This window comes from Bradyrhizobium sp. CER78, assembly GCF_029846235.1.
Taxonomy (GTDB): domain Bacteria; phylum Pseudomonadota; class Alphaproteobacteria; order Rhizobiales; family Xanthobacteraceae; genus Bradyrhizobium.
This window is the reverse complement of the sequence record NZ_JARVWP010000005.1, coordinates 226,351-251,310: the sequence shown is the minus strand read 5'-3', so window position 1 is coordinate 251,310 and position 24,960 is coordinate 226,351. Positions and strand designations below refer to the sequence as shown.

Below are 24,960 nucleotides of genomic sequence, written 5' to 3'. Positions count from 1 at the left end.
TCGCAGCCGCCTCTCGCCGGGAACTCCGATTCGTCCCCGATTATTACTTAGCCTTGACGAGACCGGTAGCGTATGACGTAAATGTGTAACGCATTACAAAAATGCGTCACATGGGTTGACTTGACGGTGAGACGGCGGTGAAACAGCGGCTACCGGGCTATTGCACGCTTTGTCGCTCGCGCTGCGGTGCTGTCACCGTGGTCGAGGACGGGCGCCTTGTCGGCGTGGAGGTATTAAATAACCATCCGACCGGAGGCGCGCTCTGCGCCAAGGGCCGGGCCGCCCCTGAAATTGTCGCCAGCCCGCGCCGTCTAACCGTCCCGCTCAAGCGAACCCGCCCGCGCGACGCCGCCGATCCGAGTTGGGTCGAGGTGTCCTGGGACGAGGCGTTGACCGAAATCGCCGACCGGCTCCGCGCGATTCGCGCCGAGAGCGGCGCCGAGGCGGTGGCGTTCGGTGTGACGACGCCGAGCGGCACGCCGATGGTCGACAGCTTCGAATGGGTCGAGCGCTTCATCCGCGGCTTTGGCAGCCCAAATTTGATCTACGCAGTCGAGATCTGCGGCTGGCACAAGGACTTTGCGCACGCGCTGACCTTCGGCCGCGGCATCGGCTTTCCCGATTACGACAATGCCGATGCGATCATCCTTTGGGGCCACAATCCGGCGCGCACCTGGCTCGCCCAGGCGACGCGGATCGCCGACGCGCGGCGGCGCGGCGCCAAGGTCGTCGTCATCGATCCCAAGCCGAACGGCTCAGGTCAGCAGGCCGATCTCTGGCTGCGCATCCGTCCGGGCGCGGATGGCGCGCTCGCGATGGGGGCGATCCGCCATCTGATCGCGACCGGCGGCTTCGATACGGATTTCGTCGACGCGTGGACCAATGGATCGCTGCTGGTCGATCGCGAGACCGGGCGTTTCCTGCGCGCCGACGCGTTGTGGCCCGATGGCGCGGCTGAGGCTTTCGTTCGCCTCGATGCGTCGGGTTCGCCCGTGCCTTGCGACACGCGCCATGCGCCGGAGCGCGGCGGCCAGCTGCGCGGCGCGCTGTCGATCCGCGCACGCGATGGCCGGATGATCTCGGCGGCAACCGCGTTCGAATTGCTCGCCGAGCGCGCTGCGCCTTACACATCGGAACGGGTGGCTGAACTGACATGGCTTGATGTCGCGGACATCGAGGCGTTCAACGCGCTGCTCGCTACGCGGCCGCGGCTCGCCTATCATTCCTGGACCGGCGTCGGGCAGCACACCAATGCAACTTCGATCGAGCGTGCGATCGCGTCGCTCTATGCGCTGACTGGCGCCTGCGACCGGCCCGGCGGCAATCGCTGGCCGGTGCCGCCGCCGACACGTCCGCTCAACGACTACAACATCCTGCCGCCGGAGCAGCAGGCCAAGGCGCTCGGCCTTGCCGAATTGCCGCTCGGCCCGCCCGCGAAGGGCTGGATCACGGCGCGCGATTTCAGCAAGGCGGTGCTCGAGGGCGAACCTTACCGGGTGCGCGCACTGGTCGCGTTCGGCACCAACTTCGTCGTCTCGCAGGGACATTCCGAGCGCAACAAGGCCGCGCTGAACGCGCTGGAATTCCAGGTTCATATCGACATGTTCATGAACCCGACCGCGGAGAGCGCCGATTTCGTTCTGCCTGCGAGCACGCCGTGGGAGCGCGACGCGCTCAAGATCGGGTTCGAGATCACGCAACAAGCCGTCGAGACCGTGCAGTTTCGCCCGCGCATGGTTGAGCCGGTCGGCGCGGTGAAGGCCGACTATGAAATCGCAGCGGAGCTGGCACTGAAGCTTGGCATGGATGAGCTGTTCTTCGGTGGCGACATCAAGGCCGGCTGGAATTATCAGCTGGCACCGCTCGGCGTTGGTGTCGAGGATCTGCGCGAGCATCCGGAAGGGCGGCGCTTCCCGCAGATCTTCCGCGATGAGAAATACGCCGTCACGCGCGAGGACGGCACGGCGGCGGGCTTTGCGACGCCGACGCGCCGCGTCGAGATCTATTCGGAGCTGATGCTGGGACACGGATACGATCCGTTGCCCGATCATGTCGAACCGGTCGGCAGCCCGCTCACGGCGGCCGCGGACGAACGCTTTCCGTTCGTGCTCTCCACCGCCAAGAGCGGCTGGTTCATTCACTCCTCCTGGCGGCATGTCGCCTCGCTGCGGCGGAAGTCGCCCGATCCGGCCGTCGAGATCAGCCCGCAACTCGCCGCGCAGCGCGGGCTTGTGGAAGGCGATTGGGCCGCGGTGGAAACACAGGGCGGTACCGTGCGCCTAAAGGTGCGGCTCAATGCGGCGCTCGACGCGCGGGTCGTCGTCGCCGAATTCGGCTGGTGGGAGGATTGCCCGCCGCTCGGCCGCGATCGCTCGGCCGCGGCAGGCGCGCTCACGCGCAACATCAACGCGGTCCTGCATGACGACGCGCGCGATCCGGTCAGCGGCTCCGTGCCGCTGCGCGCAATTGTTTGCGATATCAGGCGCGACGGCGTGGCCAGCCGCGGCGTCTGGAGCGGCCAGCGGCGGTTCGTGGTCGGCGCGCGCCGGGCCGAGGCCGATAACGTCATTGCCCTCAGCCTGCTGCCGCTTGACGGCGGTCCGCTGCCCGACTTCCTGCCGGGACAGCACGTGATGACCGCGCTGCCCGGTGCGACCGAGGCGCGGGCCTATTCGTTGACCGGATCGGGCGATCTGCCGCAGGCGTTGTCGATTGCGGTGAAGGGACGCTTCTTCGACGAAGCCAAGGTCGGCGACGCGCCGTTCTTCATGCCGGATCGTCTGCATGGGCTTGCCGTCGGAGATGAGGTTCTGCTGGAGCCGCCCGGCGGCATCTTCACCCCGCCATTGAAAGGTCCGCGGCCGCTGGTCTTCCTTGCGGCGGGTATCGGCATTACGCCGTTCATCAGCCATCTCGAGACGCTGCAACACGCAGCGCCGCAGGATCGCGTCGCCGATGTCCTGCTGCTCCACGGCTGCCGGAGCAGCCGCGAGCATCCGTTCGCGCAGCGGCTCGTGGAGCTGGAAGCCGCCATGCCGGAGCTGACGCGCGTGACCTTCTACTCGGCGCCATCAGCGCAGGACCCGGTCGACTCGCGTTGGTTGCGCAAGGGCCGGATCGATCTCGCGCAAGTCAAGCCGTTGCTGGCGCGCCGGCCGCTGGTCTACATCTGCGGCTCGCCGGAGTTCGTCACGGCACAAATCGAGGCCGCAGCGGCGCTCGGCATCCCGCGGTTCGACATTTTCGCTGAAAGCTTCGTGTCGCCGCCATCAGTGCCGAGCGACCTCGCGCCACGCACCATCCGGGTTGCGAGCAGCAAGCAGAGCTTTTCGTGGGGACCGGAGCAGGGCACGCTGCTCGATGCGGCGAGTGCGGCGGGCGTCGCGCTGCCGAGCGGCTGCCGTGTCGGGCAGTGCGAAAGCTGCGCGGTCGAGGTGGTCGATGGGGAATTCACCCATCTCGGTCCGGTCGATGGCAGCGCGGGCCAATGCCTCGCCTGCCAGGCCGTGCCGCTCACCGATCTCACGCTCGCACTTTGAATGACCAATCAGGATTGACGACGAACCGCATCACCGGAAGGGGATCAGATTAATGACGAATGCAACGCACGACCACACCGTGAGCCTGCGAAAACCTGCCGCGGACAACATCATGGCGCGATTTTCGCGAGCCCTGGTGGCGTTCGCCGAGCGCTGGTTTCCGGATGCGTATGTCTTCGTCCTGATCGCCGTGATTGCGGTTGCCGCGGGCGCGATCCTGCATGGCGGTTCGCCGCTCGCCGTCAGCCGCGCGTTTGGTGACGGGTTCTGGAATCTGATTCCCTTCACGATGCAGATGGCCCTGGTTGCGATCGGCGGCTATGTCGTGGCGATGTCGCCGCCGGTGGCGGCCGTGCTGGCGCGGCTTGCGGGCGTGCCGAAGACCGGGCGTGGCGCGGTGGTCTTCGTCGGGATGCTCAGTATCTTTCTCTCGCTGCTGAACTGGGGCCTCAGCCTGATCTTCTCTGGTCTCCTGGTGCGGGAGATCGCGCGGCGCACGGATATCCGGCTCGACTACCGGGCAGCCGGCGCGGCCGGCTATCTCGGGCTCGGCTGCGGCTTCACCCTCGGCATCACGTCATCGGCCGCGCAGCTGCAGGCCAATGCCGGCAGCATTCCGGCGTCGCTTCTGCCGATCACCGGCGTGATCGGCTTCTCGGAGACCATCCTGACCTGGCAGAACATGGTCACGGTCGTGATGGTGAGCGTCGTGTCGGCGGCGATCTGCTACTTCACGACGCCGGCGGCGGAGCAGGCGAAGACGGCGGAAGACCTCGGCGTTGCGCTCGACGATGATCGCATCGAGGCCAGGAAGCCGGCGCGTCCGGGCGACTGGCTGGAGTTCAGTCCTCTGCTGACGATCCTGATCGCGCTGCTTGCCGCCGGCTGGCTGTGGCAGACGTTCCAGTCGGGCAATCCGCTGATCACGCTGTCGGGGCTCAACACCTACAATTTCGTCTTCCTCATTCTCGGCATCGTGCTGCACTGGCGGCCGCGCAGCCTGATCGAGTCCTTTTCCAAGGCGATGCCGAGCGTCTCCGGCGTGCTGCTGCAGTTTCCGTTCTACGCCGGCATCGCGCAGATCCTGACCAAGGTGCCGAACAGCAGCGGCACCACGCTGTCGGACACGATTGCGCACTGGTTCGTCGGTGCCTCCAGCAATTCCACCGTGTTCTCGTTCCTGGTCGGCATCTATTCGGCGCTGCTCGGCTTCTTCGTGCCGTCGGCCGGCGGCAAGTGGATCATCGAGGCGCCCTACATCATGAAGGCGGCCAACGATATCGGCGCGCATCTGGGCTGGACTGTCATGGTCTACAACATCGCCGAGACGCTGCCGAACTTCATCAACCCGTTCTGGATGCTGCCGCTGCTCGGGATTCTCGGCCTGAAGTCGAAGGATCTGATCGGCTACACTTCGGTGCAGTTCTTCATCCACTTCCCGATCGTGATGCTGCTGGCGGCGATCCTGATGGCGACCTTCACCTATCACCCGCCGATCCTGCCCTGAACGATCGCGGCCGGGCACCAGGACGAAGGGTGCCCGGCCGGCGTCGCAATTCAGCGGCCGCACACCAAATCTGTGCTGTTTTCCAGGCCGTCGCGAATGCGCTATCGCGCCGGACCGTCATCTTTGGGCTGCCATTTCATTGACCGCCGCGCGGTTCGGCCGGATATTGATCCGCGATATCCGTGTTGAAGGTCACCGCCATGAGACATAACCACCGCAGCTTGATGTGCGACATGCGAAGCCGCATGCAGCATCGCTGTGTCTCGGCGGCGACCGGCGTCTGTTGTTGATCGCTTCAAAAATCCAGAGCACCCGACAATCAGACAGGAACGCCGTCATTCGGCGCGTGAGCACGCATGTCCCAAGCCTACATTATCGAAATCTCGGATCGCACCGCGGGTATCGTGGTCGCCGATAGCAGCGGCTTCTGCTTCTTTTCCTCCGACCGCGCCTTTGACGGCCTCGACGGCGGCCATTTCGGCTCCGCGCGCGCCGCGGAGCGTGCGGTGAGGGCGCATTTGCAGCGCCGCTCGGCGTCATCGAGATCAGCGCCGCGCGCCGGCACCTGAAAGTGGATTGAAGCGAGGTAGATGATCGTGGCGGGCACGCCAGCACGGCTGCCATCAGGCAGCCGCCGTTGGTGCAATGCCGATTGTAAGGAGGTGCGCCCGCGATCAGGAGCTAGGCCGGGCAGACCATCGTCAGTAGCAGAAGCGTCGGCGGCTCATCGTCGCCGTTGGCGTGCTCCCAGACCAGCAGGATGTCGTGCCGATCGGCGTTCGGCGCATTCTTGTCCTGCTCCTTGACGTCGATCTTGATCGGGATCGGCGGTTCGGAGTTGAAACACTTGCGGACGCTGGCATCCAGCAGTGCGCACTTCGTCAGCGGGACGACACCGGGCTCGTCCTTGGAGAGGGCAGCGGTGCTTGCCTGCGTGGCGAGGTCCAGGCGCGCCTTGCCCATCTCCCGCTGCCATCGCTTGCCGCTTCCGCCCGGCCATTGGTCCCGGGGCGACAGGATCGGCTGGTATTGGCCATATTCCAGCGTTTCAATGTCGATGTGCTCCGACGCTTTAAGTATAGCGACGCTCTTGATCATGTTCTGCAAAGGATAGTAGTGCGCGTTGATATGATCTTTGAATTGCTGATTATTGAAGACTCGTCCGCTCATCGTATTTTCCCTTCAGTATGACTTAGTTTGCCTTGGAAAGGTGACGCTTCTGCAAAAGGTCGTCGGTTTAGAAAAGCACGTCTCACGAATTCCGACCGCAAGGGTCCATTTTCGCGCGGAATCGACCTACCACTCAAGCCTGTGGTCCGTCCAGAAAAACAACCTCTTGGGGAATTCGGGGCAGGGGCATGCGCGAGCCCGCGATTGATAAGCTGGTCCGGATAGGTAAAATTACCTTGGGGCGGCTCGGGAATGCTGGGCCGGCGGGACACGCTGGGCATTGAGAACGAGGGAATGCATTGCTTCGCGTGCCAGTCGACGATCGAAGAGGGCGATAGTTGGTGCTCGAAATGCGGAGCTGCCACGCAGCAACGCCCGGATCCCGATAGCGAACGAAGGTTCGTCACGATTCTGCGGGCCGACGTGGTCGACTCGACAGGGCTCGTTGCGGAGCTGGAGCCCGAGGAGGCGGTCTCCCGTCTGGAGCCGGCCTTGGCCGCTATGCGCGCGGCCGTACGCCAGTTTGGCGGCATCGTCAGCAAGGAGCTCGGCGACGGCCTGGCCGCGGTGTTTGGCGCGCCGATCGCTGACGACAACCACGCGCCGCTGGCCTGTCATGCGGCGATCGAACTGGTCCGACGGGTCGCCGGTTTGGGCGATCCGGGGCTGCAGGTTCGGGTCGGGCTCCATTCGGGGCGCGTGGTGGCCTACATGGTCGCCAGCGAGTACTCCAAGGTTTACGAGATCGGCGGGGCGGCGCAGCATCTTGCGGCGCGGCTTGAAGCGGTCGCCGAACCGAACCAGATCTACGCGTCCGAAGCCTGTCAGAACCTTGCCGAGGGCAACGTTCAGTTTGAATATCTGGGACGGAAGCAGCTCAAGGGATTTAGCGAACCCTTACCGATCTACCGCGTTGCCGGTGCGACGGATGTCTCCAGCTGGCGGGTCCGCAGGGCACGAAGCGTTGCGCGGTTCGTCAACCGGTTGAAGGAAACGGCGCGGCTCAGGCAGTTGGCGCACGATACCGACCCGGACCGGCAAACGGCACTCTTGATCGGCGATCCCGGCATCGGAAAATCGCGGCTGGTGCATGAGTTCGTAGACCAGCTCACCCGGGAAGGGTGGCTTCCCATCCACGCCGAATGCAGCCCGAATCTTCAAGGCGCGCCGTTCAGCACACTCAAGGCCCTGTTGCTCTCGATTTTGGAGGGAGCTGCGGCGGACGCGGACGGCTTGACCAATCTGACCGCGATTCATCGCTCAGCCATCGATGCCGTGCTTGACCGCCCGATATCGGATCCGGAATGGGGCGAGCTCGAGCCGCACGCACGCGGCCGCGCGATCAGCGAAGCATGCTGTGCGATTGTCGAAGGCCTGGTCGTTCGCCGACGCGCGGTGATCCTCATCGAGGATCTGCACTGGATCGATCGCGCCAGCGAGACCGTGATGGCCGCACTCGCTTCGCTGAAGGCGCCCGGACTTCTGGTGCTGCTGACCAGCAGGCCCAACGGAATTCCGGATTGGGTCGCGCGCAGCAACGCTGAAATCACGGCGTTGCGTTCACTCGATGAGGATGCCGGACGCGAGATGCTGGACGACATCCTGGGCTCATCGGCGGACATGGCTGACCTGAAGAACCGCGTCGTTCTTCATACGGCGAGCGTGCCGCTGTTCATTGAAGAGGTTTGTCGCAACCTCAAGGACAGCGGGATTCTCCGGGGCCATTGGGGTGAACTGGCGCTTGCGCGTCCGGTCGGTGATCTCGGGATTCCGAGCAGCATCCAAGGCGTCATCGCCACGCGTCTGGATCGCATATCGAAGGAGGAGCGCGCGCTGTTGCAGATTGCGGCGGCGTTGGGACCGTCGTCGACGGAATCCTTGCTGCGTGAGGTGTCCGGCCTGCCGCAAGAGGCCTTTCAGCGCTGCCTGACGGCGCTCGATCGTGTCGAATTTCTCGTGAGGATCGATGTCGAGCAGGACGGCTTGCTCGAATTCCCGCACGAGATGGTTCGCCAGGTGACCTACGACTCGATGGTCGAAAAGCTGCGAGAGAGCGTCCATGCGCGAATTCTTGCGACGCTGGAGAGCAGCGGACGCTGGCACGATGAACCCAACCGGCTTTGTGATCATGCAACGCGTGCCAAGGATTGGCCGCAGGCGTTTACCTACGGACGCGCCGCCGCAAGAAGAAGCCTGACACGGTCGGCCTTCGCCGGTGCGGCCAGCTACTTCGAGACCGCGATGACGGCGCTCGACAAGATGCCGTTCTCGACGTTGCGAGAAGCGGATGCGGTCGATCTGCGGATCGAGGCGCGCGTCGCGTTCATGTGGTCGGGCAAGGTCGCGGAATCATTCGATCTCGGCAGAGAAGCCGAGCGCCGTGCCGATGCGATCGGGGACATTGGACGCAAGGTCGCGGCCATGACCGTCAGATCGGGCACGCAGAACTTCTACAGCACGCCGGTCGAAGCGATCGCGACAGGCGAGAAGGTCGTGCGCCTGGCCGGGCAGTGGGGGAATTCGGGCTGGCTCAACCTCGCCCAATACACCCTTGGCCAAGCCTACTTCATCGCCGGCCGGTTTCGCGAGGCCGAGCAGATGCTGGGACAAGCCTGCGTCCAGCTTTCCGGGCCGGATGCCAGCGCGCCACCCGGGACGACGCCGAGAACACTTCTGTTGCTGTGTTGCATGATGAAGAGCGTAACCCACACGACGCTGGGAGAGATCGACACCGGCATCGAATTTCACCAGCGTGCAGCGGCGATCGCCGATGAGAGCAACCGGCCATTTGATCGCGTTGCGGCGGGATATAGCGGCGGCTTCCTGATGCTCGGGCAGGGCAACCCTGGGGGAGCCGCTGACATCCTGGAGGAGGCTTTCGCGCTCGGGCAGAAATATGGAATCCGCCTCTTCTTGCCGGTGGTCGAGTGCCATCTCGGCATCGCGTATCTCGAGCAGGGGCGGCTCGATGAAGCGCGGCTGACGCTCGCCGGAGCGCATGAGGAGGCCAGGTCCGTCGGCTATACGTCGATCGTGCTGCGCACTTCGATCGCTGAGGCCGTCGCGCTGAGCCGGGTCGGCGATGTGCAGGCTGCGCTAAATATGGTGCGCGAGGTGCGCAACACCGCGCGGCAGCAGGGCTTTTCAGGTCTGGAAGCCGAGGCTCTGTTCAGCGAGGCAACGATATCGCCAGCCACGAACGAGAACGAGAGGAACCTGGTTCTCCATCAGTTGCGCACGGCGATCGCGATTGCATCGGACAGTGGCGCGAAGCCGCTGCTGCAGCGGGCCGAAGCGCTTCTGAATGGAATGCTCGCCGATTCCCGGTGAGATTTTCTGGCGCGGCTAAGAAGCCGCGGCGAGCGGCGGCGAGACCACCTGCGGCGTCTCGGGGGCCTGCGTGGCGGTCGTCGCCAGCTGGAAGCGGATGCCGTGCACGGAGACGGTCAGCGGGATGGCGCGGAAGTCGTCGTGGAAGGCGCGGATCCGGCGGGCCAGCTCGGCCGGGCTGATGCCGGCGGGAAGCTCGCACATGTCGCGGTACATCTGCCGGGTGCTCTTGATGCCGCACCAGGCGATCTCCAACTCGGCCAGCGGCGAGGGATCACGGGCGAGTTCGCGAGACATCCGCCAGAACAGATGGGCAAGCCGCACATAGGCGATTTGCTCGAGCCCGCGCACGCCGATCTTGTCGGGAATGATGAAGGACTCGACCCCGACGATGGGACCGGAATCGACGCGTGCGGCCATCACATGGGCCGTCGCGCCGAACGTGCGTGCGCCGTCATAGAGCGCGAAATGCGCCGGCGCCCAGCCGGGATATTGCGGCGGGCCGGGGTGGAAATTATAGGCGCCGTGGCCGAGCGCCGCCAGGATGCTCTCAGGCACGATGACGCTGGTGGTGAATGCCAGCAGGCGTGCCTCGCGCAACACCTCGGGCTCGATCGCCGCAAGCTCCTCGGCCGACACCGCGCAGCGGAACGACAGCGCCGGATTGTGAGCCTTCAACAGCTCGGTGAGTGCGAATTGCTGACTGGCGACGCCGGTGAGAAGGATGATGGTCTTCATGATGTCGATGTCCTTCTCTCGCTCTTATTCTGATTTAAGCCGCGCTGCCCGGCCATGACGACGACGCTGCCGGCATCGCGGGATTGGCCGACGGTGCGGAATAAGTCGGCCGGCAAGGTCTGCCACGGCGCGATCTCGATGATCCGGTTGTTCGCGTTGGTGGCTGCCGATTTCGCCGCGCGGATATCGTCCTGCCACGGGCAGAGCGCCAGCTCGAGCCGGCCGAACCCGCCGCAATCGGCGGCGAACGCGCCGGTGACCGCCTCGATGCTGGCAGCCATCTCGCGCGCGTCGCTGGTTGCGATGTCGCGCATGATCACGGTGATTGCGTCATTCGAGGCCGCCCGCGACTTGATCACGATCATGGCGTCGCGGCCGCCGCGGCGGCTGGCGCGCCGGGCGGGGCGCATTGCGACGCCGAATTCGGTGTCTGGTCCGAGATCGCTGTTGTCGGTGGGCAGGTTGTGAACGATCGTGGTGTGGCGAGGCGTGCCCGCGTCCTCAGTCGGAGCATGGTACGAGCGCGGCAGCCAGACGGTGTCGAGCGCCATCTGCGACGACGTCAGGCTCCAGGCCTGGTCGAGCAGGTAGCCCTCCCAGACCGCGGGATAGGCGGTCGCGATGTGATGCCAGTTGCGCAGCAGCGCTTCGGCGGCCGGGGTGCGGCCGAGATAGAGGGTGCGCGCCGACATCTCCCACCGGTTCCACTTGTGGAGCGCGATGTCGCAATCGAGGAATGACGGCAGCACCGGCGGCTCGCTGAGCGTTGCATCGGCCTCGATGAAGAGCAGCGGCTCGCGGTGCTCTTGCCACATCCGCAGCATGAAGCCGGACTTCTCGGATGGGCGCATGTGCGCGCCATCGGCGGTGTCGATCGGCACGATGTCGCAGGCGATCTCGAATTCGGCCAGCTTCTCCCGGAGCGCGCGGGCATGATCGTCGCCGCGGGCGCGCGGATAGCAGGAGACCACGCGCAGCGCTGCTTCGGATCGGGCGCCTTCCGCCGGCGCGATCGGGCGCCAGTTCAGGCCGCCCCACCACATCTCGTGCGGGCCGTCGAAGCTCGGCCCGATCGTCCCGAAGTCGGTGAGCTTGGACTTCAGGAAATCGAACGCCGGATTTTCGCCGAACGGGACAACGACCGCGCAATCGGTGCGGAGCGACCGGTAGAGCCATTCGGCGGCCGGGCCGCTCGGCGGCTCAGCGACGATGATGACGCCATGGTCTCGCCCCGGCACCGAGCCTGCCCGATGGACGGTCGCGTCTCCGAGACGCTCGGACAGCCAGGCGAGCCGCCGGCGCTGTGCAGCGCTCATCCGGATGCCGTCCGCCGCCAGTAATTGATCGAACTTCGTCTGCAAGCCGTCCGCTTGCACCGTGTCAGCCGAAATCATGCCCGCGCTACCCCTCGTTAACCTTCTACGGGCGGGGCGGCCAGATCAGGCGGACAAATCAGCTGCCATTGGTTGTCTGCGCGCCGTTGCCCGCGCGCCAGGACAGCGTGGCCGAGGGGGCTCCGTTGCCGTCACGGTTCTCGATCGCAAGGATGCGGTCATGGTCAAGCGCGGTCAGCGCGATTGTGTAGATCGCAACATCGTCTTCGAAGCCGTCGACCGGGATCAGCAGCATGCCGTCCTCACTGGCCGCGCGGAACTGACGACCGAACCTCTCGAGGCCGGTGTCCATGAGCCGTCCCTCCGCGATCGTCTTCAGGTTGGAATTCTCAGCAGCCTTCGCGGCGCTCTCGCCGTACTGCACCGTGATGCCGTGGAGCATTCCGTGACGGGTGAGTTTTGCCAACGGCAGCGCGATGGTCGCGACCGTCATGCGGCGCGACAGCGGAATCCGCAGGCGGAGGTCGCCGAGCCCGGTATGATAGACGCTGACGGATTCCAGCGATGCCTGGCCGTCGCGCCCGAACAGGCCGACCTGCAAGGTCCCGCATTGCGCCTCGCCGAACACGTTCGCGGGCAGGCGATTGGGGCCGAACAACGTGTAGAGATAGGCGTGCGACGGCGACAGCGCAGCAAAGCTCCCGGCCAGCCACATCGGCGGGGCCGGGGCCGTGCATGCCGTCGAGAGGCCGCGGGCGATGATGCAGTCATTGATGAAGCCGGCGTCGAGCAGCGGTGCCAGCGCCTGCGTGCCGAGGTTGACGTCGTGCTTGATGCCGCCGAGCAGCACGAGCTCATCATCATCGGGCAGCAGCAGCAGGCGGCCGAGCACGGCGGCGGCCCAGCGCGCCGCAACTGAGAGGTCCGCGTCAGGTTGCAATGCGTAGCGTGGTGCCAGCTCGCGGGCGCGCGATGCATAGGCGAGCGTCCCGGACTGCACCTCATTTGCCAGCGCGAGCTGAGCGACCGGGCGCTGGTCGCCTTCGCGCAATACCTCGCCGCCGCGATAGTCGCGCGCCGATCCCTGATCGGAGCAGCAAAGCTGCTCCAGCAACGCGACGTTGCGGATCAGCATGCGCTTGACGTGCGGAGTGACGATCCGATCCGAGATCAGGCCTTCCGCGGTGTCGTCATCGGCGATGTCGTCGAAGGCATCGTCGAGTGTCAGCAGATAGGCGCCATGCAGGCGGATGCGAATGCCCTCGCGATCGAAGATGCGCCGCAGCGACTTCTGCACGCTTGCAGAGTAGCCGAGATCGACCAGGATCAGGTCGGTGCAGCCGTCGAAATCCGCGATCTTGGCGCGAAGATAGGCGAGCAGGCGCTCGCGGACACCGGCGGCGATATCGGTGATTTCGCACGGGTCCATCAGATCGGGCAGGGCGTCGGCGAGCTCGCGGCCGCTCGCAATGCCGTCGGGATATTGCGCGAAGAAATTCATCACGGCAGGTGGCTGCACCTTGACGATGTCGATGAAGGTCGGCGCGTCGATCTTGACGACGCGGCTCAAGAGCTCACTGAGAGGCTCGAGCGTATCGGCGGAGCCGACCAGGCTGACACGACGATTGATCTCGACATAGGCGCCGGTCTCGCCATGGCTCGCCTGCCAGACACGATACGGCAGCAGACCGTCACGGCCGAGGAATCCGACCGCGACGCGCGCGCCCTCGCGCGCCAGCGCCGCCCGCCGCGCTTCGATGAAGGCGTCGAACGATGCCATGACAGGACCGAGCACGGTCACGCCGAGATTGAAGGCCGGAGAATGCTCTGCGCTCCGTGCCGTCACCACGCGCCGCAGCGTGCGCGCGCCGCAATCGAGCCGCGACGGCTGATCGGGACACAGCAATTCGAACATCGATGTTTCGCGCTGGAGCTTCGATGCCAGCGCCGCGCCGGCCTGCGGATAGTAGCGCGGACGGATGCCGTGGCGGCGCGCGCCCTTGATGTCGGCGTTGTGATTGTCGCCGATGTGGAACGATCTCGCCGCATCGACGCCCTGCTCGGCGAGATAGGCCTCGAACAGCGCTTCGCTCTTGCTGCTGCCGTGATCGCAGGATGCGTAGAGGAAATCCCAGCTCAGTCCAGGGCTGCAGGACCGCAGCAGCTGCGCGAGCTGGTCGGTGCTCCAGTAGGTGTCGGAGATGAAACCGGTGCGGAAACCGCCGCGCTTCATGTCCATGTATTGCTCGAGCATTTCCGGATTGACGCGGCACAGCTCGAGCTCGGCTTCGAATTCGATCTGCGCGAGATCCTGCAACGCATCGCGGCTCAGGCCGAACAGCCTGAACGGAAAGTACTTATAGATGTCGGCGATGCGCACTTCGGTGGAGCCGCTGCGCTCCAGCGCCAGCTTGCGCGCACGCGCCTCCGCCTGGATTCGATGCTGAACGAAACTGCCGGACATGTTCGGAAATTTTTCAGCAATGCGCGAAAGTTGAAAAACCCTTTCGAATACGCCATCCGGCGTCGTGCAGGCGCGCAACAGAAATGTATCGAAAACATCGAATGAACATGCAGAAACATTCTGCGCTCGACGCGTTGCGTCGACCGTCATGATCGTCATGATCGTCATGCGCGAAATTCCCGCCAGTCCTCATGCGTTGAACGCCTGCGTGAGACAAATCAGGCGCGATGATTCAAAAAAGTTGATGCGGGATTCGAAAACGCGCGCTTCGCGACTGACAGAGTCAAAAAATCCGATAACGTCGAAATGGTGATTCGGAAAAAATTGCCTAGTCGCAATCGTCGAATGCAAGATGGCGACCAACGGCGATGGATCACTCGCATGCTCCGCGCATGCATGTGTTCGCGTGGCGTTAGTTGATGTGACAACAGCGATTTCCGGCGCGACGAACTTTTCCGCGGGCATGCGAGGCGATGCTGAACGACTGCTCCATTCTCCGTAGAATTGCTGGCTGCGCCTCCGCGGAGCGGCAGCTTTTGCCGGGCAGTCGGCAAAAAAATCCAGCTAAGCATTTGAAAAATAAAGAAAAAAGTTCGCCTGGTTTGCTCGGGCCCTCCGTTCAACGCTCAGAAGCCGCATGGGATGTGTGCCTGCGGCGTTGGTTGGAGAGCGGCGGATGAGTTACGCGCTTGATGTGATGGCGGCAGTCGAGATGGAGGCCACGGCGGCCGCGACTGCGCCGGTCGAAGCGGCTGCTCCCTGGAGCAGCGTCCCCACGGTTGCCGACGCGGGCCCACTCGACACCGTCGAGATCCAGGACGAGGACAAGGAACTGCTCGACCGCCTCGCCGCCGGCGACGAGGCGGCGTTTCGTGCGCTCGTCGAACGCCATGTCGATCGCGCGTACGCGATCGCGCTGCGCATCGTCGGCAACGCCGCAGATGCCGAAGACGTGGTGCAGGACACCATGCTGAAGGTGTGGACGCATCGCGGTCGCTGGCAGCATGGCCGCGCCAAGTTCTCGACCTGGCTCTATCGCGTCGTCAGCAACCGCTGCATCGATCTGCGCCGCAAGCCGCGCACCGAGAATGTTGACGTCGTGCCGGAGGTCGCAGACACGCAGCTCGACGCAAGCACCGTCATCGAGCGCAACGAGATCGGCAATCTGCTGGAGGTCGCGATGCAGCGGCTGCCTGAGCAGCAGCGCGTCGCGGTGATCCTCTCGTATCACGAGAACATGAGCAACGGCGAGATCGCCGAGGTGATGGACACGACCGTGGCCGCAGTGGAGTCGCTCTTGAAGCGCGGGCGGCAACAGCTGCGCGAGATGCTCAAGCGGCACGAACGTGACCTGCGCGGCGCGTTTACCGACTGCTAACCATAAATTTCGGCTTCTGAAGATTTCGCGCCTGACCACCGGCGGCCGACCCGTTTGATCGGGCGGACGGGGGCTGGAACCGCGTCACCTCACTTTTCACGATGCGGCATGTCATGCCCCATCAGCACAGGAGCTACTCATGCCGGCAATTTCCACCAACACCGCCGCCAACTCCGCGGTGCGTTACCTCAACATCAACTCGCAGCAGGAAACCAGCGCGCTGTCGAAGCTGTCGAGCGGCTCGCGCATCACCTCGGCATCCGACGACGCCGCCGGCCTCGCGATCTCGACCCGCATTTCCTCCGACATCACGACGCTGCAGCAGGCTGCCACCAACGCCGCGCAGGCGACCTCGATCCTGCAGACCGCCGACGGTGGCGCCTCCAACATCTCGGACATCCTGGCCCGCATGAAGTCGCTGGCCTCCGAGTCCGCCTCCGGCACCGTCGCCGACTCCAGCCGCGCCTACATCAACTCGGAATTCACGCAGCTCAAGGGCGAAATCGACTCCATCGCTTCCGGCACCCGCTACAGCAGCCAGAGCCTGCTTGATGGTTCGAGCGTGTTCTCTTCGGGCGTCTCCGTGCTGGTCGGCTCGACCTCGGCCGACACCATCACGATCACCCTGACCAGCCTGACGGCGTCCTCGCTCGGCGTGACCTCGCTCGACGTCTCCAGCCTGTCGAGCGCCACCAGCGCGATGTCAGCCCTCGACAGCGCGATCGACACCGTGTCGTCCGCCCGCGCCGAGATCGGTGCGCAGGAGTCCCGCTTCAACTTCAGCGCCGACTCGATCTCGACCCAGACCCAGAACCTGCAGTCCGCCAATTCGGCGATCAAGGACGTCGATATCGCCTCCGAACAGGCGACGCTGTCCTCGGCCGAAGTGAAGACCCAGGCCGCGGTTTCGGCGGAAACGGCGGCGAACCAGATGCCGCAGTACCTGCTGAAGCTGCTCGGCTAATTCGACGGACAACAAATCGGGCCGGCATGATGCCGGCCCGATTTCTACTGCGGCGGAAGTGTCGATATGACGGTTAGCAGCGCCACCTCGGGCACCTCGAGCACATCAAGCACGATGTCAGCGAGCTCCGCCAGCACGGTGACCACCACCGGCACCACCAATTCGGCGAGTATCGACTGGACTGCTCTGATCGACGCCGAGGTCAACGCCAAGCTGGCCGCGGCGACCACGATCACCACGTCGATCACCGCCAACCAGGCCAAGATCACAGCCTACCAATCCCTGCAGACCGAGCTCTCGACGCTGGCGACCGGGCTGTCGTCGCTCAGCAGCTCGATCATCAATTCGATCGCCACCAACGCGTTCGCCACGCGTTCGGCAACGATTTCCTCCACCGGCGACGTCAGCGCGTCTTCGGCGCTCAACATGAGCGTCAACAGCGGCTCGGCGACCGGCGATCACACGCTCCAGATCTACCAGCTCGCGACCGCGCAGAAGGTGATCGGCTCCGCCCAGTCGAGCACGTCGACGGCGCTGGGCCTCGCCGGCACGTTCTCGCTCGGGCTGGCCGGCGGCAGCAGCACGGCGATCTCGATCACCAGCGGCATGTCGATGCAGGATGTCGTCGACACCATCAATGCCCAGACCTCGACCACCAATGTCCAGGCTTCGATCGTCCAGGTGTCGAGCGGATCCTACGAGATGGTGCTGACGGGGACCCAGGACGCCGCCAACATCACCTATTCGTCGACCTCGGGCGACAACATCCTGAACAAGCTCGGCGTCACCGACACGACGGGAGCCTTCACCGACGTGCTGCAGAAGGCGCAGTCCGCGCAATTCACGCTCGACGGCATCGCGCTTACCCGCAACACAAACGATATTTCCGACGTGCTGTCGGGCGTCACCTTCGATCTGCTGCAGCCGACGCCGAGCGGAACCAGCCTGAACATCAGCATCCAAACCGACACCAGCCAAATCACGTCAGCACTGCAGACCTTCGTCACCAACTACAACGCGTTTCGCGACCAAGTGATCGCCCAGTCTGCGCAGAATTCCGACGGCACGGCGGCATCGAGCGCGGTGCTGTTCGGCGACAGCACGATGCGCGACATCATGACCCAGCTCCAGCAGGTGCTGAGCGGATCGGTCAACGGCATGACGATGGCCGATCTCGGCCTGTCGTTCAATGAGAACAACGAGCTGCAGCTCGACACCGGCACGCTGTCGACCGTGCTGACGCAGAATCTGACCGGCGTCACCAAGCTGCTGTCGGCGCAGACCACGACGTCGTCGAGCCAGCTCAACGTCGTCAACACCGGCACCTCGCCGCAATCCTTCACGCTTGACGTCGCGGTGGATTCGACCGGCGCGTTGAGCGGCGCGTCCGTTGGCGGCGACAGTTCCGGCTTTTCGGTGGTCGGCAACACCATTATCGGCAACTCGGGCACGATCTACGCTGGCATGGCGTTCACCTACACCGGCTCGACCTCGCAATCGATCACCGTGTCGTCGACATCGGGTCTTGCCTCGCAGATCTACCAGCTCGCGCACACCAGTGCCGGGACCACCGGCCAGCTGCAGACGCTGATCACCAATTTGCAGTCGCGCGACACCGACCTGCAGTCCCAGGTCAGCGACATCCAGAGCAATGCGGCGACGTTCAAGGCGCAGCTGCAGCTCCAATACGCTAATTACCAGGCCGCCATCGAAAGCGCGAACAACACGCTGGGCTACCTGAGCGCCCTCCTGAACGCATCATCGAGTAAATAATGACCCAGAACGCGACCGCCTACCATGCCAACAATGCCTACCGATCCGCCGCGGTGGCGGTGCCGCCGCTGAAGGCGGTGGTGATGCTGTGCGACGGCGCCATCACGTTTTTGCAGAAGGCGCTGGATGCGCAGGAGGCGAGGCGTTTCGAGGAAGGGCACGCCCATCTCACGCGGGCGACCGCGATCCTGCGCGGACTGAGCCACCATCTCGACATCACCCGCGGCGGCGCGATGGCCGATCGGCTGTTCCGGACCTACAACGCCCTGATCATTGCGTGCCTGCGCTCCTACGGCCGGCCGCAGGCCAAGGAGAATTTCCGGCGCATCATCGCCAGCCTGACGGAACTCCGCGATGCCTGGAAGTACGTCGAGGCAACCGCCGGCAAGGCCAGGACGCTCGACAAGACACCCGCCAAGACGCCCGAATCAGCCGCCGGCCGCTGAGCGCGCGCGGGAAGGCGAATCACCCGGCGAAGCGGCTTCTTCGGGTGAGGGCAGGGCGCCCGGGCAGGCGTCCTGGTGCGGAAAATGGCCGCCCGGTGCGCACATGCTGGACTTGACGCGCCGGCGGCGGAAATTGATTTCCGCCGTCCCGCGAATGCTTTATGACGGCCTTGGCGACGAGGCTGGATCTGCGCGCGGGATGGACGTTGCGACATTCGAAGACCTGATCGACCGACTGGGGGAGGACCTGTCCCGCTGGCCCGACGATCAACGTCTTGCCGCCGCGCAGCTGCTCGCCGCCTCGGCCGAGGCGCGGACGCTCCATGAGCAGGCCAGCGCGGTGCGCCGGGCGCTCGTGGCGCCGCCGGTTCGTGCCCCCAAGGGCCTTGCCGACCGCATCGTGACCGCGGCGGCGAAACTCCCGCGAGAGAAACTGCCCCAAGAGAAACTGCCCCAAGAGGGACTGCCGCAAGCGCAGGCCTCTGAGCCGGCTTCGCCCGAGGCTCAGCCCAAAGATGCGCAAGGCCCGACTGAGTCCGCCCAGCAAGGAAAGGTGCTGCCGGCCTTGTTGCTGGCGCTGTGCCTGTTGCCCGCGCTGGCGCCGCCGGCATTGATGCCCGGCGAACCGGATCTGCCGATCAGCCTCTCGCTCTAAGCTCTCCGCATCCCTTCATGACACGCCGTGCGTTCTCGCGCCGGGTTGCCTGCGCGCGTCGAGGCCGCGGCCGATCGGCAAATTCTGCCGATTAATCAAATGATTCCGCGCGGATGAATCCGCGCCTGAAATCGGCGCGTCATCCGTTTTATCTGCGAACGACTTCACGATCCCGATGTTCCAACGCGTTCCGTCGCCTTAGCCCGCGGCGAAGAGAGCCTTGTCATGACCGTCTCCTCGGCAATCTCTGCTGCAACCTCCGCCGCCTCGAGCTCGTCGTCGAGTTCGTCAACGAGCGCGTCGATGGGGATGAGCTCGACCGATTTCCTCAACCTGCTGGTCAGCGAGCTGCAGAACCAGGATCCGCTGAACGCCACCAGCACGACCGACTTCATCAACCAGCTCACCTCCTACGCCAACTTCACCGAACAGCAGTCGACCAACGCCAGCATGACGTCGCTCGCGAGCTCGTTCTCGAGCCTCGTGACGCTCAACTCGGTCAACTATATCGGCCACACCGTCGAGGCGAAGACGAACACGGCGGAGCTGACCAACGGCTCGGCGACCTTCGGCTACTCGCTCACCTCGGCAGCTTCCAACGTCGCGATCACGATCCAGGATTCGTCGGGCAACACGGTGTGGAGCGGCAAGGGGACCGGAAACGCCGGCTCCAACACCTTCACCTGGAATGGCCAGACCACGAGCGGCACCCAGCTCAGCAATGGCGGCCAGTACACGATTCAGGTGACTGCGACCGACGCCGCCGGAAACTCACTGCTCAGCTACACCTCGATGACGGGAACGGTGACCGGGATCGATGCCTCCGGCTCGACGCCCTCGCTGCTTGTGAACGGCGTCCCGGTCAGCGCCGCCAACATCATCGGCGTCACGTCCTGATTGTTACCGGAGTATTATCATGAGTCTTACTGGAGCACTTTCCTCGGCGATCTCGGCGCTCAATTCGCAGAGCCAGTCGCTTGCAATAATTTCCGACAACATCTCCAACGCCGACACCACGGGTTACAAGACCACGTCGGCGATGTTCGAAGACCTGGTGACGGCGTCGAACACCGCAACCTCGTACACGTCCGGCGGCGTCACGGTGTCCGGCCGCGCCAACATCGCCCAGCAAGGCTTGTTGTCCGCGACCACCAATGCGACAGACGTCGCGATCCAGGGCAGCGGCTTCTTCGTCACCACCAACGCTACGGCCGGCGGCACCACCTCGTATACGCGCAACGGTGCGTTCACCACCGACAATCAGGGCTACCTCGTCAACAACGGCAATTACCTCGAGGGCTGGCGCACCGACGCGCAAGGCAACATCATCGGCAACGCCTCGGCCGCGAGTCTCGGGCCCATCAACACGCAGGTCGCCTCGACCAGCGGCAGTGCCACCACAAAGGCCACGATCGCAGCGAACCTGCCCTCGGATGCCGCGACCGGCGCCACCTTCACCAGCTCGATGACCGCTTACGACTCGCTCGGAACCGCGAATTCGATCCAGATCACCTGGACCAAGACCGGCGCCAATGCATGGACCGCGAGTTTTGGAAACCCGACGCTTGCTTCGAATTCGAGCACCACGACGGGAACGACGAGCAGCGGCACCGTGGCGATCACCTTCAACAGCGACGGCTCGCTCGCCTCAACGAATCCGAGCCCGCCTACCATCTCGGTGACCGGCTGGACCGACGGAGCCGCCAACAGCAGCATCGCGCTCAATCTCGGTACCGTCGGCAAGACCGACGGCCTGACCCAATACGCGTCGGGCGAGACGACGCCGCAAGTCAATCTCACCGGCATCACGCCCGATGGCCTTCCGTACGGCAAGCTGAGCAGCATCGCGATCGGAAAGGGCGGCGTGGTCGATGCGACCTACTCCAACGGGCAGACCATCGCGATCTACAAGATTGCGGTTGCGACCTTTAGCGACCCGAACGGATTGAACGCCGCGAGCGACGGCTTGTATTCCGCGACGGCGGCCTCCGGCAGCGCCACGCTGCAGACCTCCGGAACCAACGGCGCCGGCACGATCTACGGCAGCGAACTGGAATCGAGCACCACCGATACCAGCGGCCAGTTCTCCAACATGATCTCGGCGCAGCAGGCCTATTCGGCGGCGTCGCAGGTGATCACCACCGTCAATAAGATGTTCGATACGCTGATCTCGGCGGTGTCGCGATGATGGCAAACGCAAGCCGCGAGGATGCCCTGTTGCGGAAGTTGCGGCGCCTGACCGCGCGAGCCGCCACCGTCAAGCCCGGCGATCGGGCGCAGCTCGTCGCGTTGCTCGACGACATCGGGACCTTGCGAGACCTGCTGATGCGCGAATGCGCGCGGCTCGACCAGGAATTCAACCGGGCTTCGGCCCGGGTAACGGCAATCGCCGCGTATGGGCGCAGCGCACAATCGGTTCGCGCCCTGCGTCGCGGACACTAGCTTGAACGGGAGCGATGACATGACACCGGAACGCAACATCAAGATCAATCCCGCGGGCAATGACGAGCGCGCCAGGTCGCTGATCGCGCTGATCGACAATCTGATCGCGATCGTGAACGAGGAGAATGTCGAGCTCGCCAGGGGCCTGCCGGCCTCGCGGCTGAAGCAGGTCGACGAGAAGAACCGGCTTGCCACCCTGTTCGAGCAGTGCGTGGCCGAAGCGGTCGGCAAGACCGCAAACCTCAACGTCCAGGATCGCGTGCTGCGCGAGCAGCTGTTGGATCGGATCCTGAAGCTCCGGGTCGCGATGGACGAGAATGTGTTGCGGCTGCGCGCGGCGATCGATGCCAGCAACCGCAGGATCGAGGCGATCATGCAGGCGATCCGCGAGCAGATCGCCAACGTATCGCCTTATGGGGCCGGCGGCCGTCGCGTCACGCCCGCGATGTCGTATGGCACCAACGTGCGAGCCTGATCGGGCCGACGCCGAAGGGAGTGAGACGTGTCGTCGCTCGATATTGCACGAAGCATCGCATTCAGCGGGCTGTCAGCCACCCAGGTGCAGATCAGCATCGCTTCGGCCAACATCTCCAATGCCGACACCAAGGGCTATACCGAGAAGACCGCCAACCAGAGCAGCAGCGTCACCTCCGGCGTCGGCACCGGCGTCACGATCACCGGGATCAGCAGCTCGGTCGACAAGCTGCTGCTGAAGTCGCTGGTCGGAGCCGATTCCGATCTTGGCGCCGCGGACACCAACAACAGCTATCTGACCGAGCTCCAGCAGCTCTATGGCAGCACATCGAACGGGGACAGCTCGACGACGGGCACCTCGCTGGCCAATACGCTGGCGGCATTCGAATCGGCGCTGTCGTCGCTGGCGAGCACGCCGAGCAGTGCGTCGCTGCAGTCGAACGCCGTCAGCGCGCTCAACGCGGTCACGGCGCAGCTGCAGCAGACCTCGAGCGGCATCCAGAAGCTGCGCGCCGATGCCGACCAGGACATCGCCTCGTCGGTCAGCGACATCAACACTGACCTGCAGCAGATCTCCGATCTCAACAAGCAGATCAAGCAGGAAGCGGCCGCGGGCCAGCCGACCGCCGATCTCGAGGACCAGCGCAACAGCGCGCTGCAGGACCTCGCGTCGCAAATGAATGTGAGCTATTTCACCACGTCGAGCGGCGATCTGCAGGTCTATAGCGGCTCGGGCCAGGCGCTGGTCGACAGTACGGCGCACCCGTTGAGCTACACGCCGACGTCCAGTGTCACGGCATCGACGACGTATATCGCGGGATCGGCGACGAGCGGTTTCAGCGGCGTCACCGTCAACGGGGTCGACATCACCTCGCAGATCACCTCCGGCAAGGTCAGCGCGCTGATCGCCCTGCGGGACCAGACGTTGCCAGCCGCACAATCGCAGCTCGACGAGCTTGCCCAGCAGTTTACCGCGAGCGTCAACGCCGTATCGAACCAGGGCACATCGGTGCCGCCGCCGGCCAGCCTGACCGGAACTGCCACCGTGAGCAGCACGACACCGCTGTCGGCAACGGGAACGGTGCGGATCGCGGTCGCGGACAAGAGCGGCAATCTCGTATCCTACCAGGACCTCAATCTGGCGTCCTACACGACGGTCGGTGCTCTCGCCACCGCGATCAACGGGATTTCGGGCGTATCTGCGTCGGTCGATGCCAACGGACATTTGACGATCTCTGCCACCGGTTCCGGCAACGGCATCGCGATCAACGAGATGACGAGCTCGGTCGGCAGTTCGGGCGAGGGCTTCTCGGATTACTTCGGACTCAACGACCTGATCACGGGGATCAGCGCGTCCACCATTGCGGTTCGCAGTGATATCCTCAGCGGCACGGCGGCGTTGCCGACGTCGACGCTCGACGCGTCGTCGACCTTGACGGTCGGAAACTCGGTGCTGTCGGCGGGCTCGGCGACGGTCGTGAACGCGCTCTCGAGCGCGCTGACGGGGTCGACCAATTTCGCCATGGCGGGCGGGCTCGGCGCCACCACCGGCTCCTTCACCGACTATGCGGCCGCGATCGTCGCCAACGTCGCCGGCAAGGCGACCCAGGCGTCGGCGACCTACACCGCCAAGCAGACCGCGCAATCGACCTATGCGAGTTCACTGTCGTCGCAATCCGGGGTCAACATTGACCAGGAGAGCGCGAATCTTAGCGCGTTGCAGAACAAATACGCCGCCGCGTCCCAGATCGTTACGGCCATCAACGCCATGTTCTCGGCGTTGATGACCGCGATGAGCTCAGGCTAGGCATGAGGTCGTCGTCATGTTGATGCGTGTTGCCACCTTCGCGCAGTCGGATCAGATGATATCAAGCGCGCTGTGCCTGCAGGCGGCGATGGCCAAGGAGCAGGTGCAGGAATCCTCCGGGCTGCAATCCGAGGATTTCGGCGGTTACGGTTCCGGCGCCGGCCGCGTGATCAATCTGCAGGTCTCGGTGACGCGGGCTCAGTCCTATATCGATGCCAGCAATCTCGCCGACAACAAGGTGCAGACGATGTATTCGGCGGTCGGCTCGGTGACCGATATTATCACGCAGCTGCGAACCCAGCTCAGCGCGGCCACCACCGGCAGCAGCACGGCGACGGCATCGGTGATCAACTACGCCCAGCAGGCCATGTCGCAGATGCAGGGGCTGCTCAACACCCAGTATGACGGCGAATATGTCTTCAGCGGCGCCCGTACCGACACGGCGCCCGCGGATCTGTCGAGCTTCGACACCGGTACCGGCTCGCTGACGACGTCGGATACCAGCTACTACAAGGGTGACAGCGAGATCGCGTCGGTGCGCGTCTCGGACAGCCAGTCGATCTCCTACGGCGTCACCGCCGACAATCCGGCCTTCGAGCAGGTCATGCGGCTGTTGAAATACGTCGGCCACAGCACGACGTTGACGTCGAGCGATATCTCGCAGGCGCTCGACCTCGCCAGCGCTGCGCTGGATGCAACGTCCACGGTGCAGGCAAAGCTTTCGACCGCGGCGTCGCAGATCGAGACCGCCAGCACCGACCAGAGCGACTACCAGAATTTTGCCAAGACCCTGTCGACCAACCTGACCAGCGTCGACGTCGCTGCGGTGACGGCGCAGCTTTCGACCTATCAGGCGCAGCTGACGGCGTCCTATTCGGCGATCTCCAAGATCCAGAGCATGAACCTGGCGAGCTATCTGAGATAGCCGGCCGTCGCCGG

General features: G+C 64.5%; 19 protein-coding genes. 15 read left to right on the top strand and 4 right to left on the bottom strand.

All coding sequences use genetic code 11. The annotated features are described in order from the left end of the window. Positions 1-137: 137 nt before the first annotated feature. From QDT69_RS12815 to QDT69_RS12805, 3 genes are all read left to right on the top strand, one after another. Positions 138-3,539, top strand: coding sequence for a molybdopterin-dependent oxidoreductase (locus QDT69_RS12815; RefSeq protein ID WP_279706894.1), 3,402 nt, complete (start codon positions 138-140; stop codon positions 3,537-3,539). 52 nt (positions 3,540-3,591) lie between these two features. Next, a complete protein-coding gene (locus tag QDT69_RS12810; RefSeq protein ID WP_279706893.1) occupies positions 3,592-5,046 on the top strand; it encodes a TIGR00366 family protein in 1,455 nt (484 codons plus the stop codon). 356 nt (positions 5,047-5,402) lie between these two features. After that, positions 5,403-5,615, top strand: coding sequence for a hypothetical protein (locus QDT69_RS12805; RefSeq protein WP_279706892.1), 213 nt, complete (start codon positions 5,403-5,405; stop codon positions 5,613-5,615). Positions 5,616-5,727: 112 nt separating this feature from the next. Here the strand turns inward: QDT69_RS12805 and QDT69_RS12800 are convergent, their stop codons facing one another. Further along, positions 5,728-6,216, bottom strand: a complete 489-nt coding sequence (locus tag QDT69_RS12800; protein ID WP_279706891.1) for a hypothetical protein — start codon at positions 6,214-6,216, stop codon at positions 5,728-5,730. Positions 6,217-6,510: 294 nt separating this feature from the next. Between QDT69_RS12800 and QDT69_RS12795 the strand changes: the two genes are divergently transcribed. Then, a complete protein-coding gene (locus QDT69_RS12795) occupies positions 6,511-9,546 on the top strand; it encodes an adenylate/guanylate cyclase domain-containing protein (protein ID WP_279707121.1) in 3,036 nt (1,011 codons plus the stop codon). 15 nt (positions 9,547-9,561) lie between these two features. On the opposite strand, the gene QDT69_RS12790 is transcribed toward QDT69_RS12795, so the two are convergent. Genes QDT69_RS12790 through QDT69_RS12780 form a run of 3 tightly spaced genes read right to left on the bottom strand, consistent with a single transcriptional unit; the run spans position 9,562 to position 14,082 of the window. Next, a complete protein-coding gene (locus QDT69_RS12790) occupies positions 9,562-10,287 on the bottom strand; it encodes a formyltransferase family protein (RefSeq protein ID WP_279707120.1) in 726 nt (241 codons plus the stop codon). Continuing rightward, complete coding sequence (locus QDT69_RS12785) at positions 10,281-11,678, bottom strand: hypothetical protein (RefSeq protein WP_279706890.1); 1,398 nt, start codon at positions 11,676-11,678, stop codon at positions 10,281-10,283. Before QDT69_RS12785 ends, QDT69_RS12790 begins: the two co-directional genes overlap by 7 nt. Positions 11,679-11,736: 58 nt before the next feature. Continuing rightward, positions 11,737-14,082 carry a hypothetical protein gene (locus tag QDT69_RS12780; protein ID WP_347952039.1) on the bottom strand — a complete coding sequence of 782 codons (2,346 nt, stop codon included), beginning with the start codon at positions 14,080-14,082 and terminating at the stop codon, positions 11,737-11,739. 676 nt (positions 14,083-14,758) lie between these two features. Between QDT69_RS12780 and QDT69_RS12775 the strand changes: the two genes are divergently transcribed. The 11 genes from QDT69_RS12775 (at position 14,759) to QDT69_RS12725 (ending at position 24,946) form a co-directional block, all read left to right on the top strand. Then, entirely contained in the window at positions 14,759-15,460 is a 702-nt protein-coding gene (locus QDT69_RS12775; RefSeq protein WP_279706889.1) for an RNA polymerase sigma factor, read from the top strand. 139 nt (positions 15,461-15,599) lie between these two features. Further along, complete coding sequence (locus QDT69_RS12770; RefSeq protein WP_029080085.1) at positions 15,600-16,424, top strand: flagellin; 825 nt, start codon at positions 15,600-15,602, stop codon at positions 16,422-16,424. Between the two features lie 66 nt (positions 16,425-16,490). After that, positions 16,491-18,197 (top strand): flagellar filament capping protein FliD, encoded by a 1,707-nt coding sequence (gene fliD / locus QDT69_RS12765; RefSeq protein WP_279706888.1) that lies wholly within the window; start codon positions 16,491-16,493, stop codon positions 18,195-18,197. Further along, positions 18,197-18,643 (top strand): flagellar protein FliS, encoded by a 447-nt coding sequence (locus tag QDT69_RS12760; protein ID WP_279706887.1) that lies wholly within the window; start codon positions 18,197-18,199, stop codon positions 18,641-18,643. The genes fliD and QDT69_RS12760 overlap by 1 nt, the downstream gene beginning before the upstream one ends. A gap of 103 nt (positions 18,644-18,746) precedes the next feature. Beyond that, on the top strand, positions 18,747-19,298 hold the full coding sequence (locus tag QDT69_RS37215) for a hypothetical protein (protein ID WP_347952038.1): 552 nt from the start codon (positions 18,747-18,749) through the stop codon (positions 19,296-19,298). Positions 19,299-19,523: 225 nt separating this feature from the next. Next, on the top strand, positions 19,524-20,195 hold the full coding sequence (locus QDT69_RS12750; protein WP_279706886.1) for a flagellar hook capping FlgD N-terminal domain-containing protein: 672 nt from the start codon (positions 19,524-19,526) through the stop codon (positions 20,193-20,195). Between the two features lie 19 nt (positions 20,196-20,214). Then, positions 20,215-21,486 (top strand): flagellar hook protein FlgE, encoded by a 1,272-nt coding sequence (gene flgE / locus QDT69_RS12745; RefSeq protein ID WP_279706885.1) that lies wholly within the window; start codon positions 20,215-20,217, stop codon positions 21,484-21,486. Beyond that, positions 21,486-21,740, top strand: coding sequence for a hypothetical protein (locus QDT69_RS12740; protein WP_279706884.1), 255 nt, complete (start codon positions 21,486-21,488; stop codon positions 21,738-21,740). The genes flgE and QDT69_RS12740 overlap by 1 nt, the downstream gene beginning before the upstream one ends. Positions 21,741-21,759: 19 nt before the next feature. After that, the gene (locus tag QDT69_RS12735) at positions 21,760-22,215 is read left to right on the top strand and encodes a flagellar protein FlgN (RefSeq protein WP_279706883.1); all 456 of its coding nucleotides are present in this window, start codon (positions 21,760-21,762) and stop codon (positions 22,213-22,215) included. A 27-nt stretch (positions 22,216-22,242) separates the two neighbouring features. Next, positions 22,243-24,021: a flagellar hook-associated protein FlgK gene (gene flgK, locus QDT69_RS12730; protein ID WP_279706882.1), complete on the top strand. Its 1,779-nt coding sequence runs from the start codon at positions 22,243-22,245 to the stop codon at positions 24,019-24,021. A gap of 16 nt (positions 24,022-24,037) precedes the next feature. Then, positions 24,038-24,946, top strand: a complete 909-nt coding sequence (locus QDT69_RS12725) for a flagellin (RefSeq protein WP_279706881.1) — start codon at positions 24,038-24,040, stop codon at positions 24,944-24,946. Positions 24,947-24,960 lie beyond the last annotated feature (14 nt).

Excerpts from the sequence above, each read along its gene's own strand:
- QDT69_RS12810 (WP_279706893.1), top strand. The coding sequence starts at position 3,592 with ATGACGAATGCAACGCACGACCACACCGTGAGCCTGCGAAAACCTGCC.
- QDT69_RS12805 (WP_279706892.1), top strand. The coding sequence starts at position 5,403 with ATGTCCCAAGCCTACATTATCGAAATCTCGGATCGCACCGCGGGTATC.
- QDT69_RS12800 (WP_279706891.1), bottom strand. The coding sequence starts at position 6,216 with ATGAGCGGACGAGTCTTCAATAATCAGCAATTCAAAGATCATATCAAC.
- QDT69_RS12795 (WP_279707121.1), top strand. The coding sequence starts at position 6,511 with ATGCATTGCTTCGCGTGCCAGTCGACGATCGAAGAGGGCGATAGTTGG.
- QDT69_RS12785 (WP_279706890.1), bottom strand. The coding sequence starts at position 11,678 with ATGATTTCGGCTGACACGGTGCAAGCGGACGGCTTGCAGACGAAGTTC.
- QDT69_RS12780 (WP_347952039.1), bottom strand. The coding sequence starts at position 14,082 with ATGTCCGGCAGTTTCGTTCAGCATCGAATCCAGGCGGAGGCGCGTGCG.
- QDT69_RS12775 (WP_279706889.1), top strand. The coding sequence starts at position 14,759 with ATGAGTTACGCGCTTGATGTGATGGCGGCAGTCGAGATGGAGGCCACG.
- QDT69_RS12770 (WP_029080085.1), top strand. The coding sequence starts at position 15,600 with ATGCCGGCAATTTCCACCAACACCGCCGCCAACTCCGCGGTGCGTTAC.
- fliD (WP_279706888.1), top strand. The coding sequence starts at position 16,491 with ATGACGGTTAGCAGCGCCACCTCGGGCACCTCGAGCACATCAAGCACG.
- QDT69_RS12760 (WP_279706887.1), top strand. The coding sequence starts at position 18,197 with ATGACCCAGAACGCGACCGCCTACCATGCCAACAATGCCTACCGATCC.
- QDT69_RS37215 (WP_347952038.1), top strand. The coding sequence starts at position 18,747 with ATGCTGGACTTGACGCGCCGGCGGCGGAAATTGATTTCCGCCGTCCCG.
- QDT69_RS12750 (WP_279706886.1), top strand. The coding sequence starts at position 19,524 with ATGACCGTCTCCTCGGCAATCTCTGCTGCAACCTCCGCCGCCTCGAGC.
- flgE (WP_279706885.1), top strand. The coding sequence starts at position 20,215 with ATGAGTCTTACTGGAGCACTTTCCTCGGCGATCTCGGCGCTCAATTCG.
- QDT69_RS12740 (WP_279706884.1), top strand. The coding sequence starts at position 21,486 with ATGGCAAACGCAAGCCGCGAGGATGCCCTGTTGCGGAAGTTGCGGCGC.
- QDT69_RS12735 (WP_279706883.1), top strand. The coding sequence starts at position 21,760 with ATGACACCGGAACGCAACATCAAGATCAATCCCGCGGGCAATGACGAG.
- QDT69_RS12725 (WP_279706881.1), top strand. The coding sequence starts at position 24,038 with ATGTTGATGCGTGTTGCCACCTTCGCGCAGTCGGATCAGATGATATCA.